At 43.1% G+C, this 16,887-nt stretch carries 15 protein-coding genes; all 15 read left to right on the top strand.

What is annotated here, in order from left to right:
* Positions 1-2: 2 nt before the first annotated feature.
* Positions 3-785 (top strand): FliA/WhiG family RNA polymerase sigma factor, encoded by a 783-nt coding sequence (locus tag NSQ99_RS11635; RefSeq protein WP_251665457.1) that lies wholly within the window; start codon positions 3-5, stop codon positions 783-785.
* A 17-nt stretch (positions 786-802) separates the two neighbouring features.
* Positions 803-2,203 carry a DUF342 domain-containing protein gene (locus tag NSQ99_RS11630; RefSeq protein WP_340836732.1) on the top strand — a complete coding sequence of 467 codons (1,401 nt, stop codon included), beginning with the start codon at positions 803-805 and terminating at the stop codon, positions 2,201-2,203.
* A gap of 36 nt (positions 2,204-2,239) precedes the next feature.
* Positions 2,240-2,560 carry a hypothetical protein gene (locus NSQ99_RS11625; RefSeq protein WP_340836728.1) on the top strand — a complete coding sequence of 107 codons (321 nt, stop codon included), beginning with the start codon at positions 2,240-2,242 and terminating at the stop codon, positions 2,558-2,560.
* 17 nt (positions 2,561-2,577) lie between these two features.
* Complete coding sequence (locus tag NSQ99_RS11620) at positions 2,578-3,153, top strand: DUF6115 domain-containing protein (RefSeq protein WP_340836727.1); 576 nt, start codon at positions 2,578-2,580, stop codon at positions 3,151-3,153.
* On the top strand, positions 3,146-3,736 hold the full coding sequence (locus NSQ99_RS11615) for a hypothetical protein (protein ID WP_340836725.1): 591 nt from the start codon (positions 3,146-3,148) through the stop codon (positions 3,734-3,736). Before NSQ99_RS11620 ends, NSQ99_RS11615 begins: the two co-directional genes overlap by 8 nt.
* Positions 3,737-3,912: 176 nt before the next feature.
* Positions 3,913-4,611 carry a 30S ribosomal protein S2 gene (gene rpsB, locus NSQ99_RS11610; protein ID WP_251665452.1) on the top strand — a complete coding sequence of 233 codons (699 nt, stop codon included), beginning with the start codon at positions 3,913-3,915 and terminating at the stop codon, positions 4,609-4,611.
* A gap of 103 nt (positions 4,612-4,714) precedes the next feature.
* Complete coding sequence (gene tsf / locus NSQ99_RS11605) at positions 4,715-5,365, top strand: translation elongation factor Ts (RefSeq protein ID WP_251665451.1); 651 nt, start codon at positions 4,715-4,717, stop codon at positions 5,363-5,365.
* Positions 5,366-5,470: 105 nt separating this feature from the next.
* The gene (gene pyrH, locus NSQ99_RS11600; protein WP_251665450.1) at positions 5,471-6,199 is read left to right on the top strand and encodes a UMP kinase; all 729 of its coding nucleotides are present in this window, start codon (positions 5,471-5,473) and stop codon (positions 6,197-6,199) included.
* Positions 6,199-6,753, top strand: a complete 555-nt coding sequence (frr, locus tag NSQ99_RS11595; protein ID WP_251665449.1) for a ribosome recycling factor — start codon at positions 6,199-6,201, stop codon at positions 6,751-6,753. Before pyrH ends, frr begins: the two co-directional genes overlap by 1 nt.
* Positions 6,754-6,832: 79 nt before the next feature.
* Positions 6,833-7,597 (top strand): isoprenyl transferase, encoded by a 765-nt coding sequence (locus NSQ99_RS11590; protein WP_251665448.1) that lies wholly within the window; start codon positions 6,833-6,835, stop codon positions 7,595-7,597.
* Positions 7,598-7,625: 28 nt separating this feature from the next.
* A complete protein-coding gene (locus tag NSQ99_RS11585; protein WP_251665447.1) occupies positions 7,626-8,420 on the top strand; it encodes a phosphatidate cytidylyltransferase in 795 nt (264 codons plus the stop codon).
* A gap of 14 nt (positions 8,421-8,434) precedes the next feature.
* Positions 8,435-9,574 carry a 1-deoxy-D-xylulose-5-phosphate reductoisomerase gene (locus NSQ99_RS11580; protein ID WP_340836724.1) on the top strand — a complete coding sequence of 380 codons (1,140 nt, stop codon included), beginning with the start codon at positions 8,435-8,437 and terminating at the stop codon, positions 9,572-9,574.
* Between the two features lie 82 nt (positions 9,575-9,656).
* The gene (gene rseP / locus NSQ99_RS11575; protein WP_340836722.1) at positions 9,657-10,919 is read left to right on the top strand and encodes an RIP metalloprotease RseP; all 1,263 of its coding nucleotides are present in this window, start codon (positions 9,657-9,659) and stop codon (positions 10,917-10,919) included.
* A gap of 8 nt (positions 10,920-10,927) precedes the next feature.
* Positions 10,928-12,376 carry a proline--tRNA ligase gene (gene proS / locus NSQ99_RS11570; protein ID WP_340836720.1) on the top strand — a complete coding sequence of 483 codons (1,449 nt, stop codon included), beginning with the start codon at positions 10,928-10,930 and terminating at the stop codon, positions 12,374-12,376.
* 57 nt (positions 12,377-12,433) lie between these two features.
* Positions 12,434-16,753 carry a PolC-type DNA polymerase III gene (locus NSQ99_RS11565; RefSeq protein ID WP_340836718.1) on the top strand — a complete coding sequence of 1,440 codons (4,320 nt, stop codon included), beginning with the start codon at positions 12,434-12,436 and terminating at the stop codon, positions 16,751-16,753.
* The last annotated feature ends 134 nt before the right edge of the window (positions 16,754-16,887 follow it).

Genomic DNA, 16,887 nt, shown 5'->3' with positions numbered 1-16,887 from the left:
TAATGAAAGATCAAAAAGTTTCTCACCTTACTAATCTTCATTTATGGCAAGCATGGCGTGAGCAGGGAGATATTGATGCTAAAAAAAGCCTGATTGAAAATTACTTGCCTCTTGTTGAATATGTAACAAACCGGATGTCGATTGGATTACCGAAAAATGTAATCAAGGAAGACCTTGCAAGTCATGGTGTCATGGGGCTTATTGATGCAATTGAAAAGTTCGATTATTTACGAGGATTACAGTTTGAAACCTATGCTTCCTGGCGAATTCGTGGTGCTATAATTGACGGTTTAAGACAAGGAGATTGGGTACCACGATCCGTCAGAGAAAAGGCGAAAAGAATTGAAGAAGCTTATCAAGTACTAGAGCAGAAGCATATGAGATCGGTTACAGATGCTGAAGTCTGCGAATTCCTAGAGATTAACGAGAAAGAATTTGCTGCAATGGTACAAGATGTATCCATTTCAGCAGTCTTCTCATTAGAAGAACCATTACGTGAAGAAGAATCTGAGACAAGAATGTCTCTTTTAATAGATCAATCAGCAAAACAGCCTGAATCTACGGTGGACGATGTATTTTTGAAGGCAAGCCTAGAAAAAGGAATTGAGCGGCTTACGGAAAAGGAACGCACGGTCGTTTCATTATTTTACTTCGAGGATCTAAGTTTAAGCGAAATTGCAGAGGTAATGTCACTTTCACCATCGAGAATATCACAACTTCATTCCAAAGCAATTCAACGATTAAAAGGAGTTCTGGAGCAGCACAAAGCCGAACTATTTCGTTAAATGGGAGGGGTGTAGTTATGGACATGAGTAAATATGAATCAAGCGTTAACCTGGAGCTTTCATCCGATAAACTAGTTGCTTTTGTAAGCTTGAAGACCATATATGATGATGAGAAGTATGTTCCAGAGGATTTGGAAAGCTATATTCGTAAGCAGGGCATTGTCCATGGCTTGTTACATGACCATATTCGCTCTATCTGTAAAGAGCCCATTCAATATATGAATCGTAAGATCGAGGTTGCTAAAGGTGAGCCTGCAGGAAAAGGGATTGATGGCAGTGTCGTGTTTGTTGATGTCGAGGATAAGCATCGTGAATCGGATAACTCTGACAACGATGTCATTGACTTTAAACAAGTGACTAAGCTGGATAACGTTAAAAGGGGACAGCTTATTGCTCGCCTTATTCCACCTCAAACTGGCCCTTCCGGCTTAACTGTGACGGGTGAAACAGTGCCGGGTGTAATTGGTAAGCCCGCAAGGTTTAAGGTTGGAAAAAATGTTGTCGTAAATGCAGAGGGGAATTTAATGTACTCTGCCATTGATGGCTTAATCTCTCTGACAGATAAGGATAAAATTAATGTGTTCCCGGTATTCGAGGTTAAGGGTGATGTCGACTATCGAGTTGGGAATATCGATTTTGTCGGAACAGTAGTTATTCGTGGCAACGTGCTAACTGGATTTAAGGTTAATGCAGCAGGTGACATTCGGGTTATTGGCGGTGTTGAAGGTGCTGAGCTTAACTCTGGCGGTTCCATAGAGATTACTGGCGGCATTATGGCTTCTGGTAAAGGCATGGTTACTGCAGCTCAAAATATTAAATGCTCCTTTATCCAGGATGCCAATATTACAGCAGGTGGAGACGTTCATGCATCACAAAGCATATTGCACTCTATCGTAAAAGCGGGTCAAAAGGTTATTTGTGATAGTTCAAAGGGACTAGTTGTAGGCGGAGTTATTCAGGCTAGTGATGGCGTATCGGCAAAAACAATTGGAAATGCGATGTCAACTGCTACTACGATTGAGGTTGGTGTCCATCCTGAGCATCGCAATGAACAATTAAACATACGAGCATCGATTAAGGAGCAAACAGAGCATCTAGATCGTACGGAAAAGGCGCTAGTCATTCTCGATCAACTGGCGGCGACGGGGAAATTAACACCTGACCGGTTGGCGATGAGACAAAAGCTGATTCATACGAAAAATCAAACGACTGTGTTAATCAATGATTTGAAGGACCGCATGTTGGAAATTGAAAAACAACTAGAAGATAGCGAATTAGCTACCGTTTCTATTAAAAATCAAGTTTTTGGCGGTGTAAAAATTGTCATAGGTCGCTATACACGTTATATTAAAGATAGCACCAGCAGCGTTGTATTTAAGTATGAAGATGGTGAAATTGTAATGGTGCCATACTACTAACGGTATCGCTAGGTATCGTGCCAAGGGGGAGTAAGGATGGGTTTATCACCATTGAATCTCCAGCTTTCCGTACCACGTGCTCCTGAGCTGAGTGGTTTACAGCAGCAAGCCATACAGCGTCCAGTGATGGAGCAAACGATGCTTGAAGCATCTGTTGTAAAGGAAGCGGAACACAAGCGATCGCAAGCAACAGCTGTTGATGAAACAGAAAAAGGCATGATAAGAGATCAAGAGAAAGAACAAGGCGGGCAAGACTCACAAAAGAAGCATGCTCGTATTGGCACCCAGCAAGAGAAGGATGAAGAGAAGTCTTCCAATCATCCTTATAAAGGGCATCATCTAGATATTAGACTTTAATTCAAGGCGGGATTTTAATGCAATCATGGCAATATATTGCACTTTTAGGAGCGGTTATTGCAGTCGCAGCTTTGTTGCTTCCAAAAGGAAAAAATGAAAAGCCTGGCGCTAGCTCAAATGCTCAAATGGAGCAGCTTGAGCTAGCGTTTGAGCAATTTATGGATAATATGGAGAATGAGCATAACGATCTAGTAAAAATGATTACAACGTCGTTAAATCAGCTCAAAGAAGAAGACCGCGTTAAAGGTGAAGCGCTTGCTCGTCTGGAACAACGAAACATGATGCTTGAGGAGCAGCTCTCTAAGCTTTCACAGCAGGTCGCTGCAGCGGAGGCTAAGCTCCAGCTACTTCAAGCTAGTCCTAACCTATCCATTAATGCAGGCCATCGCGCTGAAGCTCCTGAGGCTGCTAAGGATGAGTCCGAAGTGGACATTCCTGCAAATAGTATACAAAGCCGTTATACAGAGCTGTTTGAGATGTACAACTCCGGCAAGTCAGTTGAGGCGATTGCTAAAAAGCTAGGTGAAAATAAGGGTGAGATTCAGCTTATTATACAGCTCGCGATGCAGGAGGAGAAGTCTCGCTATGCATAGACGATCACTACTTATCGGAATTGGTATTGGCATTATTATCGGTGTGTTGCTGCTCGAGCTCTTTACAATCGGAGAAAAAAGCCAAGAGCAGCTCAATGCGATTGAACAACAGATTAACGGCGGGGATGCTTCACCAACTCCAACACCTACACCGATTGATGAGGAAACATCTGCTTCTGAGCAAGAAGATGCGCAGGCGCCAGAAGCACCAGCATCAGCAGAAGAACCTCAAGCTCCGACTAACGAACTAGTAGAGCCAGCCGAACCGCCAGTTGAATCTGAAGCGGTTGAGACGCCAGAACCAGCACAAACTCCAGAGCACACAGCTGCAATTTTTCGCGTGCATCCAGGTGACTCAATTACTTCAACAGCTAAGCGATTAGAAAGCAATGGTCTATTCAATGATAGTAGTCAATTTGTTGATTATTTTAGAAACCACAGTGTGGATATTCGCGCTGGTTTTTTTTATATTGAGGAGCAAATGACACTAGATGACCTCAAGAAGCTGTTCACGAGTCAGCCTTTGACAGAAGCTGAGGCCAATGAGCACATCTCAACAAAAGGACTGACGCTCATCCAATAACAGACAAATTGTTTGAGAAGAGTGCTTGCTTCTCGCAATTGCTTATGGTATATTAGATGACGGTGTTAAAAACACACGCTTTTCAATTGATTCACGGGTGCTTGCACACGGTGTAAGTGGTGATTCAAGATGCGAAGAGCGGAGGACACAAATAACCAATATAGGAGGTGCAGATCATGGCGGTTATCTCTATGAAACAGCTTTTAGAAGCTGGGGTTCACTTCGGTCACCAGACTCGTCGTTGGAATCCAAAGATGGATCGTTATATCTTCACAGAAAGAAACGGTATTTACATTATTGACCTACAAAAAACAGTTAAGAAAGTTGACGAAGCGTACAACTTTGTTAAATCTGTAGCTGCAGAAGGCGGCACAGTACTTTTTGTTGGTACAAAAAAACAAGCTCAAGATTCTGTTAAAGAAGAAGCTGAGCGTTGCGGTAACTTCTACATCAACCAACGTTGGTTGGGTGGTACGCTTACTAACTTCCAAACGATTCAAAAACGTATTGACCGTTTGAAGCAGCTTGAAAAATGGGAGCAAGACGGTACATTCGAAGTTCTTCCTAAAAAAGAAGTTATCCTTCTTAAAAAAGAACAAGAGCGTCTTGAGAAGTTCCTAGGCGGAATTAAAAACATGAAAGAACTTCCAAGTGCACTGTTTGTAATCGATCCTCGTAAAGAGCGTATTGCTGTAGCAGAAGCTCGTAAATTGGGTATCCCAATTGTAGGTATCGTAGATACAAACTGCGATCCAGACGAAATTGACTACGTTATTCCTGGTAATGACGATGCAATTCGTGCAGTTAAATTGCTTACTGCTAAAATGGCTGACGCAATTGTTGAAGCTAACCAAGGCGAGCAAACAACTGCTTAATAGCATGAATGGATAAACAACAAAGGGTGGTCAGATGGTGAAAACCTCTCGCTACCCTTTTTTTGAACAAAATTAGACATAGAACATTTAGGAGGTTTTTTACATGGCAGTAAATGCGAGTGCAGTAAAAGAACTACGTGAGAGAACTGGAGCAGGTATGCTTGATTGCAAAAAAGCTCTTGAAGCAACTGGTGGCGATATTGATCAAGCAATCGCTCATCTACGTGAAAAGGGTCTAGCGGCAGCAGCAAACAAAGCTGGCCGTATCGCAACTGAGGGTATCGTTGATTCCTACATCCATAGCAATGGCCGTATCGGCGTATTGGTAGAAGTTAACTGCGAAACTGACTTCGTTGGTAAAACAGACCAATTTAAAGAGTTCGTAAAAGACGTTGCAATGCATATTGCTGCAACTAATCCTAAATACGTTCGTCGTGAAGAGGTTCCTGCTGAGGATATTGAGAAAGAAAAAGAAATTCTAAAAGCACAAGCTCTTAACGAAGGTAAACCTGCTCATATCGTTGATAAAATGGTTGAAGGTCGTATTTCTAAATACTATGAAGAATACTGCCTGCTTGAGCAAGCTTTCATTAAAGATCCAGATAAAACAATTGAAACGCTTGTGAACGAAAAAATTAGCACAATCGGTGAGAATATCTCCATCCGTCGTTTTGCTCGCTTTGAGCTTGGTGAAGGTCTTGAGAAAAAAGTTGAGAACTTCGCTGAAGAGGTTATGGCTCAAGTTAAAGGTTAATCCGAACTCAACTAAGAGGGGCGGGGCTTCTGCCCCGCCTTACTTGTATCATGGAACATAATTGAATACCTCTTATGTTAGAGGTGTAAGATGGAGGTAAATAAGTTGGAACATCCAGTATTTAAACGCATCGTGTTGAAGGTTAGCGGAGAGTCGCTAGCTGGTCAAGAAGGCTATGGTATTGAAGCATCGGTTATTTCTTCAATTGCTAGTCAGGTGAAAGAAGTCATTGCACTAGGTGTAGAAGTGGCAATTGTCGTTGGTGGAGGCAATATTTGGCGTGGAATTGCAGGAACAGAGAAAGGAATCGATCGTGCTACAGCAGACTATATGGGCATGCTTGCTACAGTAATGAACTCGTTGGCATTGCAGGACGCATTAGAGCAGATCGACGTGCCAACTCGTGTTCAAACTTCAATTGCTATGCAGCAAATAGCAGAACCATATATCCGTCGTCGTGCCATTCGCCATCTTGAAAAAGGTCGCGTTGTTATTTTTGCTGCTGGAACAGGTAATCCTTTCTTCTCTACCGATACTACAGCTGCATTGCGTGCTGCTGAAATCGAAGCAGAAGTAATACTAATGGCGAAAAATAAAGTTGATGGTGTATATTCTGCGGATCCTTTCAAGGATGCTTCAGCTGAGAAATTCGAGGAGTTAACATACCTAGACGTCCTCAATAAAAATTTAGGCGTGATGGATTCAACAGCTTCTTCACTTTGCATGGATAACAATATCCCATTGATTGTGTTCTCGATTACAGAAAATGGAAACATTAAACGTGTTGTTCTTGGTGAAAAAATTGGTACAATTGTGAAAGGAAGTGGGAAATAATGCCTCAAGCTATAAAGAAATCTGCAGAAGAACGTATGGAAAAAGCAATTAATGCACTGAAACGTGATTTTTCTTCATTACGTGCCGGCAAAGCAAGTCCATCACTGCTAGATCGAATTCAGGTTGAATATTATGGAACATTGACACCATTGAATCAATTAGCTAACGTTACTACTCCAGATTCTCGCACTTTACTTATTCAACCATGGGATAAATCTTCGCTTGCAGAGATCGAACGTGCTATCTTAAAATCAGATGTAGGCTTAACGCCATCTAATGATGGTGCAATTATCCGTCTATCCGTTCCAATGCTTACAGAGGAACGCCGCGTTGAGCTTGTTAAAACGGCTAAAAAAATTGCTGAAGATGCTAAGGTGGCGATTCGTAACATTCGACGTGATGCGAATGATAGCATAAAAAAATTAGAAAAAGCCGAAATCTCCGAGGATGAATCCAAGCGTCATCAGGACGATATCCAAAAGCTTACGGATAAATATATTACTGAGAGTGATAAAGTATTAGCAACGAAGGAAAAAGAAATATTGGAAGTTTAATGAAGAGCAGCCCCTCCCTAAGGTGGGGTTCTTTCAGTAAATGGCGAATATTCATGGAATTTTGCTGGGAGGGAGCCTATTGTTAAAGCGACTATGGTCTAAAAAAGGGGAAACGGAAGCTCAATCTCCATTACCGATTCAGCTTGATAATATACCAGAACATATAGCAATTATAATGGATGGCAACGGAAGATGGGCAAAGCATAAAGGCCTGCCTAGAATTGCTGGTCATCACACTGGAATGAAAACAGTAAAACGTATTACAGTAGCTGCGAACGATCTTGGGGTGAAGTACTTAACACTCTATGCCTTTTCAACAGAGAACTGGAAGCGACCAAAAGATGAGGTTGAATTCTTAATGAAGCTGCCTCAGCAATTTCTTGAACTAGAAATTGAAGAATTAATGGAAAATAACGTACAAGTTCGAATGATGGGTGATCAGGAGCATCTTCCACCTCATACAAGAAAAGCAGTTGAAGAGGCAATGAATCGGACGGCGGGTAATACAGGTCTTGTACTTAATTTCGCCTTGAATTATGGTGGAAGGCTTGAATTAATTGAAGCTGTGAAAGCAATTGCTGCACAGGCCCAGTCGGGGCAGCTGCAGGTTGATCATATTAATGAGGATTTGTTCTCGACGTATATGCAATCAAAAAATATGCCTGATCCGGATTTGCTTATTAGAACAAGTGGAGAAATACGTTTAAGTAACTTCATGCTCTGGCAGCTAGCGTATAGTGAGTTTTATTTTACTGATGTGTTTTGGCCTGAGTTTTCGGAGGAGCATTTTATGGCGGCAATCCAGGAATATCAGCGGCGCGCACGTCGATTTGGCGGAGTGTAGCGACATCACATAGAGGTGAAGTATTGCAATGAAGCAAAGATTGGTTACTGGAGTCCTGGCGGGTGCTCTCTTCTTAGGATTAATGATCTTGGGTGGACATTATTATGCAGCGCTTATTATCGTTATGGCAATTATTGCAATGTTTGAGTTTTCTCGAATGAACCATCTTAGCTGGAACAATCCATTGCACATTGCAGCATTACTTGGCCTGCTAGCGCTTGTCATTCCCTTTGAATCGTATGGCGTGAGCTGGATCCAGGATACTGCAATTATATGGCTGCTTATGTTTGTGCTACTTGCATTGACCGTGCTTACTAAAAATAAAGTTACGATTAATGAGGCAGCACTTACTTTTTTAGGTACCGTCTATCTAGGAATTGGCTTTGCTGCGATGATTGATGTCCGCTTGATGGAAGAGTATGCCTTATGGTGGAGCTTTATTGCTTTTTGCTCGATTTGGGCGAGTGATATCGGCGCTTATTTTTTCGGGCGTGCTTTTGGAAAACGAAAGCTATGGCCACTTATTAGTCCAAACAAAACCATTGAAGGTGCAATTGGCGGGATAATCAGCTCAATTATTGTAGCGATTCTATTCGCTGTCATTGCTCCTGATTTTATAGAGCTGTGGCGTGCCATTGTGTTAGGACTAGTTGCTGCGATTGCTGGTCAACTAGGAGATTTAATGCAATCAGCTTACAAAAGAGTGCGAGGCATTAAGGATATGAGCAATTTACTTCCAGGACATGGAGGTATCATTGATCGTACGGATAGTTGGATTATCGTGTTTCCAATCCTTGTTCTCACTCAGCTCATTCCGGTGTAGGTGGAGGTAGTCAATTGAAGAAAATCTCATTACTAGGATCAACAGGGTCTATTGGAACACAAACATTAGATATTGTAGATCAGCATCCAGATAAATTTCAGATCGTTGCACTTTCCGCAGGTAATAATATCGAACTGCTTAAGCAACAAATCGATAAATACGCTCCTAGATTAGTGAGTGTAGCTACAAGAGAGCTAAGTGAGCAGCTGAGAGGCTTTATACCGGCTTCTGTTCAAGTAGTCTATGGAGAACAGGGGCTTATTGAGGTTGCTACGGCGCATGAAGCAGAGGTCGTTGTGACGGCGATTATGGGCAGTCGAGGATTACCAGCGACAATAGCTGCTATACAAGCTGGTAAGCACATTGGTCTTGCGAATAAAGAGACACTAGTGACTGCTGGTCATATCGTTATGGCGCTGGCAAAGGAAAAAGGTGTAAAAGTGCTACCTATAGATAGTGAGCATTCCGCCATATTCCAATGCTTAAATGGTGAACGGGTCGAGCAAGCAGAGCGAATCATACTGACTGCCTCGGGCGGATCCTTTAGAGACTATACGAGAGAGCAGCTACATAATGTTACCGTGGAGCAGGCACTGAAGCATCCAAACTGGTCTATGGGAGCTAAAATTACAATCGATTCTGCGACAATGGCCAATAAAGGGCTAGAGGTGATCGAGGCGCATTGGTTATTTGATGTGACCTATGATCAAATTGATGTTGTCATTCATCCAGAGAGCATTATCCATTCATATGTTGAGTTCGTGGATGGTAGTGTCATTGCACAGCTCGGTTTGCCTGACATGCGCGTGCCCATTCAGTATGCATTGACATATCCAGATCGAATAAAGAATACTTCCGAGCGACTAAGTCTGGCTCAAATCGGACAATTGAATTTTCGACCGATGGATTTTGCTCGTTATCCGATGCTTAGGCTGGCATTTGAATGCGGCAAGGCAGGGCTTTCATCCCCTACTGTCTATAATGCGGCTAATGAGGTCGCAGTAGACCGTTTTCTTAAGGGTGAGCTTTCGTTTTTAGGGATTGAGCATGTGGTAGAGTCAGTGCTTTCAAAGCATAATAGCTGCAAGGTAGATACAATTGAAGCTATCGTTGCTGTAGATCAAGAGGCAAGAGCAATTGCATCTGTAATTTAACTGCTTTTAGTTCTCTTGTGTACCATAGTGGAATAATGATAATCTATGTACAGGCCGTAACGATAGGAGGCTAATAGCATATATGCAAATGATTCAAACGGTGTTTTTAACAGTTTTAGTGTTTTTCGTTATCGTAACGATTCATGAATGGGGACATTATTTTTTCGCAAAACGTGCAGGTATTCTTGTTCGAGAATTTGCAATTGGCTTTGGTCCGAAGGTCATTTCATTTAAACGTGGGGAAACTAGATATACATTGCGGCTTATTCCGGCTGGGGGATTTGTACGCATGGCCGGTGAGGACCCAGAGATTGTTGAGGTTCAACCAGGACAAACCGTCGCGGTACGATTAAAAGATGGTGTCGTTCAACGTATATATCTCGATCGTCTGGATGAGCGTAAGGACGTGCTTCGAGGTGAAGTTGTCTCCATTGATTTAGAGCGAAATCTACATATTGATCTCGACGTTGAAGGTGAAGTTGAAAAGTATCAAGTGCACCCTACGGCGCACATTATTGCAAGAAGCACGGAAACACAAATTGCACCGATTGATCGTCAATTCGGGAGTAAAACGGTTGGTCAGCGCGCACTAGCTATATTCGCAGGTCCAATGATGAACTTTATACTAGCTTTTATATTGTTCTTATTGTATGTGCAGATGGCTGGGGTAAGAGAGAATGTACAGATTGGAGCATTACTTCCTGATACGCCTGCTGTAGAAGCCAAGATGCAAGTAGGAGATATTATTACTGCGGTAAATGGTGAGGCAGTTGGGACAGATTACACGCGGATGATTAATATCATTGCAAAGCATCCGAATAAGCCGATTGTTATTGATTTTATCCGTGATGGCAATCCGCAGTCACTAACGATTACTCCTGTTCCTAATGAGCAAGGAGAAGGGAAAATAGGTGTTCAGGCTGCATTCGGAACTCGCGCACCAACCTTAGGCGAAACCTTCACTGGTGGGGTAACACTAATGAAGGAAATGACCGTTCTAATTATGGACGGATTAAAAATGCTCGTTACGCTGCAGGTAGAGCTTGACGATCTAGGCGGCCCTGTGCGTACCGCTGAGATTACGAGTCAAATCGCAAGACAAGGCATCGTTCAGCTAACAAGCTGGACAGCTACACTTAGCTTATACTTAGGGATATTTAATTTACTGCCTGTTCCGGCATTAGATGGCAGTCGATTATTATTCATTGGACTTGAGGCGATTCGTCGCAAACCAATTAGTCCGAATAAGGAAAGCTTTGTACATTTTATCGGCTTTGCTTTGTTAATGCTGCTTATGCTCGTTGTCACCTACAATGATATCGTACGATTAATTCGAGGGGAGTAAAGCTGCTGATGGCTAAAGACAAACAATTTGTTACGGAGATTACACCTCAATCTGAGGACTTCTCCAGATGGTATATTGATGTAATTAAAAAAGCAGAATTGATGGATTACTCACCAGTTCGCGGATGTATTGTATTTCGTCCGGATGGTTATGAGATTTGGGAGCATATTCAGCGCGATTTGGACCGTCGTTTCAAGGAAACCGGACATCGTAATGCATATTTCCCTATGTTTATTCCGGAAAGCTTTTTCCAAAAGGAAAAGGATCATGTGGAGGGCTTCAATCCCGAGCTGCCTTGGGTAACAGAAGCTGCTGGCGAGGTGCTGGAGGAGCGCTTAGCGATTCGTCCTACCTCTGAAACGATGATTGGTCATATGTATTCAAAGTGGATTCAATCTTATCGCGATTTGCCTGTTCTTATTAACCAGTGGGCGAACGTCGTTCGCTGGGAGAAGCGGACGTTGCCATTCCTTCGTACAAGTGAATTTTTGTGGCAGGAAGGCCACACTGCGCATGAAACAGAAGAAGAAGCACGTCAGGAAACGCTTCAAATGCTTGATGTCTACACAGAATTTGTTGAGGAGTTTTTAGCGATTCCTGTTATTAAAGGTGAGAAAACACCTTCAGAGCGCTTTGCTGGTGCGGTTAATACGTACTCCATTGAAGCGATGATGAAGGATGGCCGTGCTGTTCAAGCAGGTACCTCTCATTTTCTTGGTAATAAATTCGCTGTAGCTTTTGATATAAAGTATTTGGATCGTAACAATGAGCTTCAATACTGCCATACGACATCATGGGGTGTAAGTACACGACTTATCGGTTCGCTAATTATGGTACACGGTGATGACCGTGGTTTGGCGCTTCCTCCTAAAGTGGCACCGACGCAAGTTATTATGATTCCGATTGGCCCTGCCAAAACTCGTGATGCTGTCGTCGCTCGCGTAGATGAGCTTTATGCAGAGCTAAAAGCTGCTGGAATTCGCGTTCGTGTTGATGATCGCTCGGATGTAAGTCCAGGCTGGAAATTCAATGAATACGAAATGCGCGGTGTACCGCTTCGTCTAGAGCTTGGACCACGCGATATGGATAATGGTCAAGTCGTGCTTGTGTCTCGAATTACAGGCGAGAAACGCATTGTAGCACAGGCGAATCTGGCAGAAGAAGTTCAAAAGATGCTAGATGAAACGCAAACGGCTATGTTCGAGCGTGCGAAAGCGTTCCGCGAGGAAAATTCATACTCCGTGGACACACTAGAGGAGATGAAGGCTGCTATGGAGAAGAAACGTGGATTCGTAGAAGCAGGCTGGTGTGGCTCCGATGAATGCGAGAAAAAGGTGAAGGAAGAGACCGGTGCTACAAGCCGAAACATTCCATTTGAACCTGAAACACATAAAACGACTTGTCTAGTATGTAATGGCGAAGCTAAGCATACGGTTATTTTTGCTAGAGCGTATTAATCACAAGTATGGTAACATGACTTAGTATAGTAAAGATGAACGTCAGGAGTGGATAACATGAACCAAACCGACGGCAAGCGTCAGCGCTTTGAAATGCTGGTAGAGCAATCAGGGCTGCCGCAGGAACTCATACAAGCTTACTTTAAGGATGGTTACATTGAGCAAGTCATCGTAAATAAGCACAACAATGATTGGACGTTTTGCATTCGCAAGACGTCCTTAGTTCCATTACAAGCCTACAATGGATTTACACATCAAATTAGAAAAAAGTTTGCACATATTGCAAACACATCCTTCGTTTTTATCTATGACGATATGGTAGAAACGGAAAATATAATCATGCAATACTGGCCGGTCTTTTTAGAATGGGCACAAAAAAATATACCTTCTGTTAATGGTTGGCTGCAAAAAGCGACAGTACAGGCAGCTGGCAATCAGCTAGTCATTGGTTTGCTCGATCCTACGGGACTAGAGCTTGCAAAAAGAAAAAGAATCGATGATGAAGTGAAGGGATATTACCAACAAACCTTTAACCGAGAAGTTCTTGTCAAGCTTCAGCTCGCTGAGAATAACCAGGATGTTCTTGATGAGTTCATGGAGAAAATTGAGCAGGAGAATAATGAGGCGATTCAGCAGCTAATGGCCGCTGCTCCTTCGGAGCCAGAGCCAGAGCCGGATGATAGCGGGGATGAGCCGGTTCGTCTAGCCATCGGCTATGATATTCGTGATGAGATCATTCCACTAATGAATGTCGTTGATGAGGAGAAAAAGATTGCCGTTCAAGGTATGGTATTTAACCTTGACGTCAAGGAACTGCGTAATGGAAGCACGCTGTTTGTTTTCAATCTAACGGATTTTACAGATTCTTTATCGATGAAGGTATTCGCCAAAACGAAGGAAGATGTAAAAATCTTAAGCAAGCTCAGCAACAAGAAATGGATCAAAGCTAGAGGTAAGGTAGAATACGATCGCTTCATGCAGGAGCCTGAGCTTGTGATGATCCCTAACGATCTACATGAGATAAGTGCACCGCCTACTCGTATGGATCATGCGAAGGAGAAGCGGGTTGAGTTTCATCTGCATACGACAATGAGCACGATGGACGCAGTCACTCATGTGGGTGATTATATTGCGATGGCTGCTAAGTGGGGCCATAAAGCAATTGCAATTACGGACCATAGCAACGTTCAATGCTACCCTGATGCGGTGAAGGCAGCGAAGAAGCATGACATGAAGGTGCTGTATGGTGTTGAAGCGAATCTAGTAAATGACTCTGTGCCGATTGTCATTAACCCTCGAGAAGAGCTTCTAGCAGAAGCAACTTATATCGTGTTTGATATTGAGACGACAGGTCTTTCTGTCATTAACAATAAAATTATTGAAATCGCTGGTGTTCGGATGCGCAATGGTGTTGAAGTGGATCGCTTTACTTCATTCATTAATCCACATGAAAAAATTCCTTACAATATTCAGCAGCTGACAAACATTACCGATGATATGGTTGCTGATGCGCCCGAGCTTGAGCCAACACTACGCCAATTTATCGAGTTTATTGGCGATGATATTTTAGTTGCCCATAACGCTCGCTTCGATATCGGCTTTATCCAAGCGAATTGCAAAACGCTCGGTATGCCAGAGGTTACGAATCCGGTGCTTGATACGTTAGAGCTGGCAAGACTACTTTATCCAACGATGAAAAATCACCGCCTGAACACATTGGCTGATAAATATAAAGTGAGCTTAGAAAATCACCATAGAGCGATTGATGATACGATTGCACTAGGTGGAATATTGAACGGGCTAGTAAAAGACGCAGTTGAGCGTAATATCGTTAAGCTAACACAGCTGAACGATTATGTCGGCCTCGATCTGTCCAATGCAAGACCGTTCCACTCAACCATTTATGCGCTTAATGCGGTCGGTAAAAAGAATCTATTCAAGCTGATCAGCCTATCACATACAGAATACTTTAAGAAGGTTGCTACGATTCCAAAAAGTAAGCTGATGGAGCTGCGTGAAGGCTTGCTTGTTGTTTCTGGCTGTGAGAAGGGCGAATTTTTTGAGACAGTGCTGAACAAGTCAGAGGAAGAGGCAGAAGAAGTTGCACAATTCTACGATGTGCTCGAGATCCAGCCAATAGACTTCTATATTCACTTGGTAGAAAAAGGACTTGTTGGCAGTCGAGCTGACTTGGAAAATGCATTAAGAAGAATTTATCAGCTAGGTATTAAGCTGAATAAGCCTGTGATCGCAACGGGTAATGTTCATTACCTTAATCCGATGGACAAGATCTATCGTGATATTACGATTCTCGGCATCACTGGCTTTAGTCCACTTAAAAATATGAGAAAGCCTGATGCTCATTTCCGTACAACCGACGAAATGCTGCAGGAATTCAAATTCCTTGGTGAAGAAGCCGCGTATGAGGTCGTTATTAAAAATACGAATGAGCTGGCAGACCGTTTTGAGCAATATCAGATGTTCCCTTCTGAGCTATTCGCTCCAAATATTGATGGAGCAGACGAAGAGATCCGCAATACTTGCTATGAGACAGCTAAATCGATGTACGGCGAGGATTTGCCGCAGGTTGTTATTGATCGATTAGAAAAAGAGCTAGTGCCGATTATTAAATACAACTTCTCGGCCAACTACCTCATATCAGAGAAGCTTGTTAAAAAGTCAAATGCTGACGGCTATCTCGTAGGTTCGCGTGGCTCGGTCGGTTCCTCTGTCGTAGCGACCTTCCTCGGCATATCAGAGGTTAATCCACTGCCTGCGCATTATTTATGTCTGAATAAGGAATGTAAATATAGCGAATGGTTTTTAGATGGTAGCGTGCCGAGTGGCTTTGACTTGCCTAATAAGGATTGTCCTAACTGTGGACAACCTCTAAAAGGGGAAGGTCAAGATATTCCGTTCGAGACGTTCCTTGGCTTCAAGGGAGACAAGGTTCCCGATATCGATCTTAACTTCTCAGGAGAGTATCAGCCAATCGCGCATAATTATACGAAGGAGCTCTTCGGAGAGAAAAGCGTATTCCGTGCGGGAACGATTGGTACTGTTGCTGAAAAAACAGCCTACGGCTTTGCTAAAAAGTATGAAGAAGAGCATGGGAAGAAGTGGAGAGGCGCGGAGCTATCACGTCTAGCTAGTGGCTGTACTGGTGTAAAACGCAGTACTGGTCAGCATCCCGGCGGTATCGTTGTTGTTCCTGACTATATTGAGGTAGAGGATGTTACACCTGTCCAGTATCCAGCGGATGATACTTCTGCAGAATGGAAAACGACGCATTTCGATTATCATGCCTTTGATGAAAACTTACTCAAGCTCGATATACTAGGGCACGATGATCCGACGATGATGAGGATGCTGCAGGATTTAACAGGCGTTGACCCTACGACCATACCGATGAATGATCCTAAGGTAATGAGCTTGTTCAACTCTACTGAGGCGCTCGGCGTAACACCACAGCAAATACGCACGGCCGTAGCAACCTATGGTGTGCCAGAGATGGGGACGAAGTTTGTTCGTCAGATGCTGCAGGAGACGCAGCCATCAAGCTTTGCCGATTTACTACAAATCTCAGGCTTATCCCATGGTACTGGTGTATGGCTCGGGAATGCACAGGAGCTCATTAAAAATCGCACCTGTACAATCAAGACCGTAATCGGCTGTCGTGACGATATTATGCTTTATTTAATCTATAAGGCGGGTATGGATGCGTCACTAGCGTTTAAGATTACGGAGAGTGTTCGTAAAGGTAGAGGACTTACACCAGAGTGGATCGAGGAAATGAAACGCTGTAATGTACCGCAGTGGTATATCGATTCCTGTCTGCGCATTGAGTACATGTTCCCGAAAGCCCATGCCGCAGCTTATGTTATCTCAGCTGTTCGTACTGCATTTTTCAAGCTATATTACCCTATTGAATTTTATGCTACCTATTTTACTGTACGAGCGGATGATTTTGAGCTTGAGCTGTTATGTCAGGGCTACGATGCTATCGCGAAACGCATCGAGGAAATAGAAAGCAAAGGCTTTAGCGCAACTCCGAAAGAGAAAAGCATGCTGTCCCAGCTAGAAATGAGTCTTGAGATGACGGCAAGAGGCTTTTCCTTTAAGCCGATTGATCTGTATCGTTCGGATGCGGTTAAATTCCAAGTGGATGGCACATCTCTTATTCCACCGTTTGCTGCTGTTGCTGGTATAGGAGCCAATGCGGCGCGTAACATCGCTGCTGCAAAGGATGGCGGGGAATACTTATCCATTGAGGATTTCCAGATGAGAACAAAGGCATCTAAAACGACGATCGAGCTGCTCACCAATATGGGTTGCTTTAGAGGATTACCTGAATCGAACCAGCTCTCATTATTTTAGCAACTAATGCAACTAGAAATCATTTCTTGTCACTAACATGCGATTATGTTATAATTTTTGTGGCAATGATGTTGATAAGACTTTCGCGATTAAAGAGTGGGGAAACCCACTCTTTATGTGTTGTATTACCCAAT

It is taken from the genome of Paenibacillus sp. FSL W7-1287 (assembly GCF_038004245.1).
GTDB lineage: Bacteria > Bacillota > Bacilli > Paenibacillales > Paenibacillaceae > Pristimantibacillus > Pristimantibacillus camelliae.
Note: the sequence above shows the minus strand (reverse complement) of the source record. Positions and strands in the feature narration are given on the sequence as shown.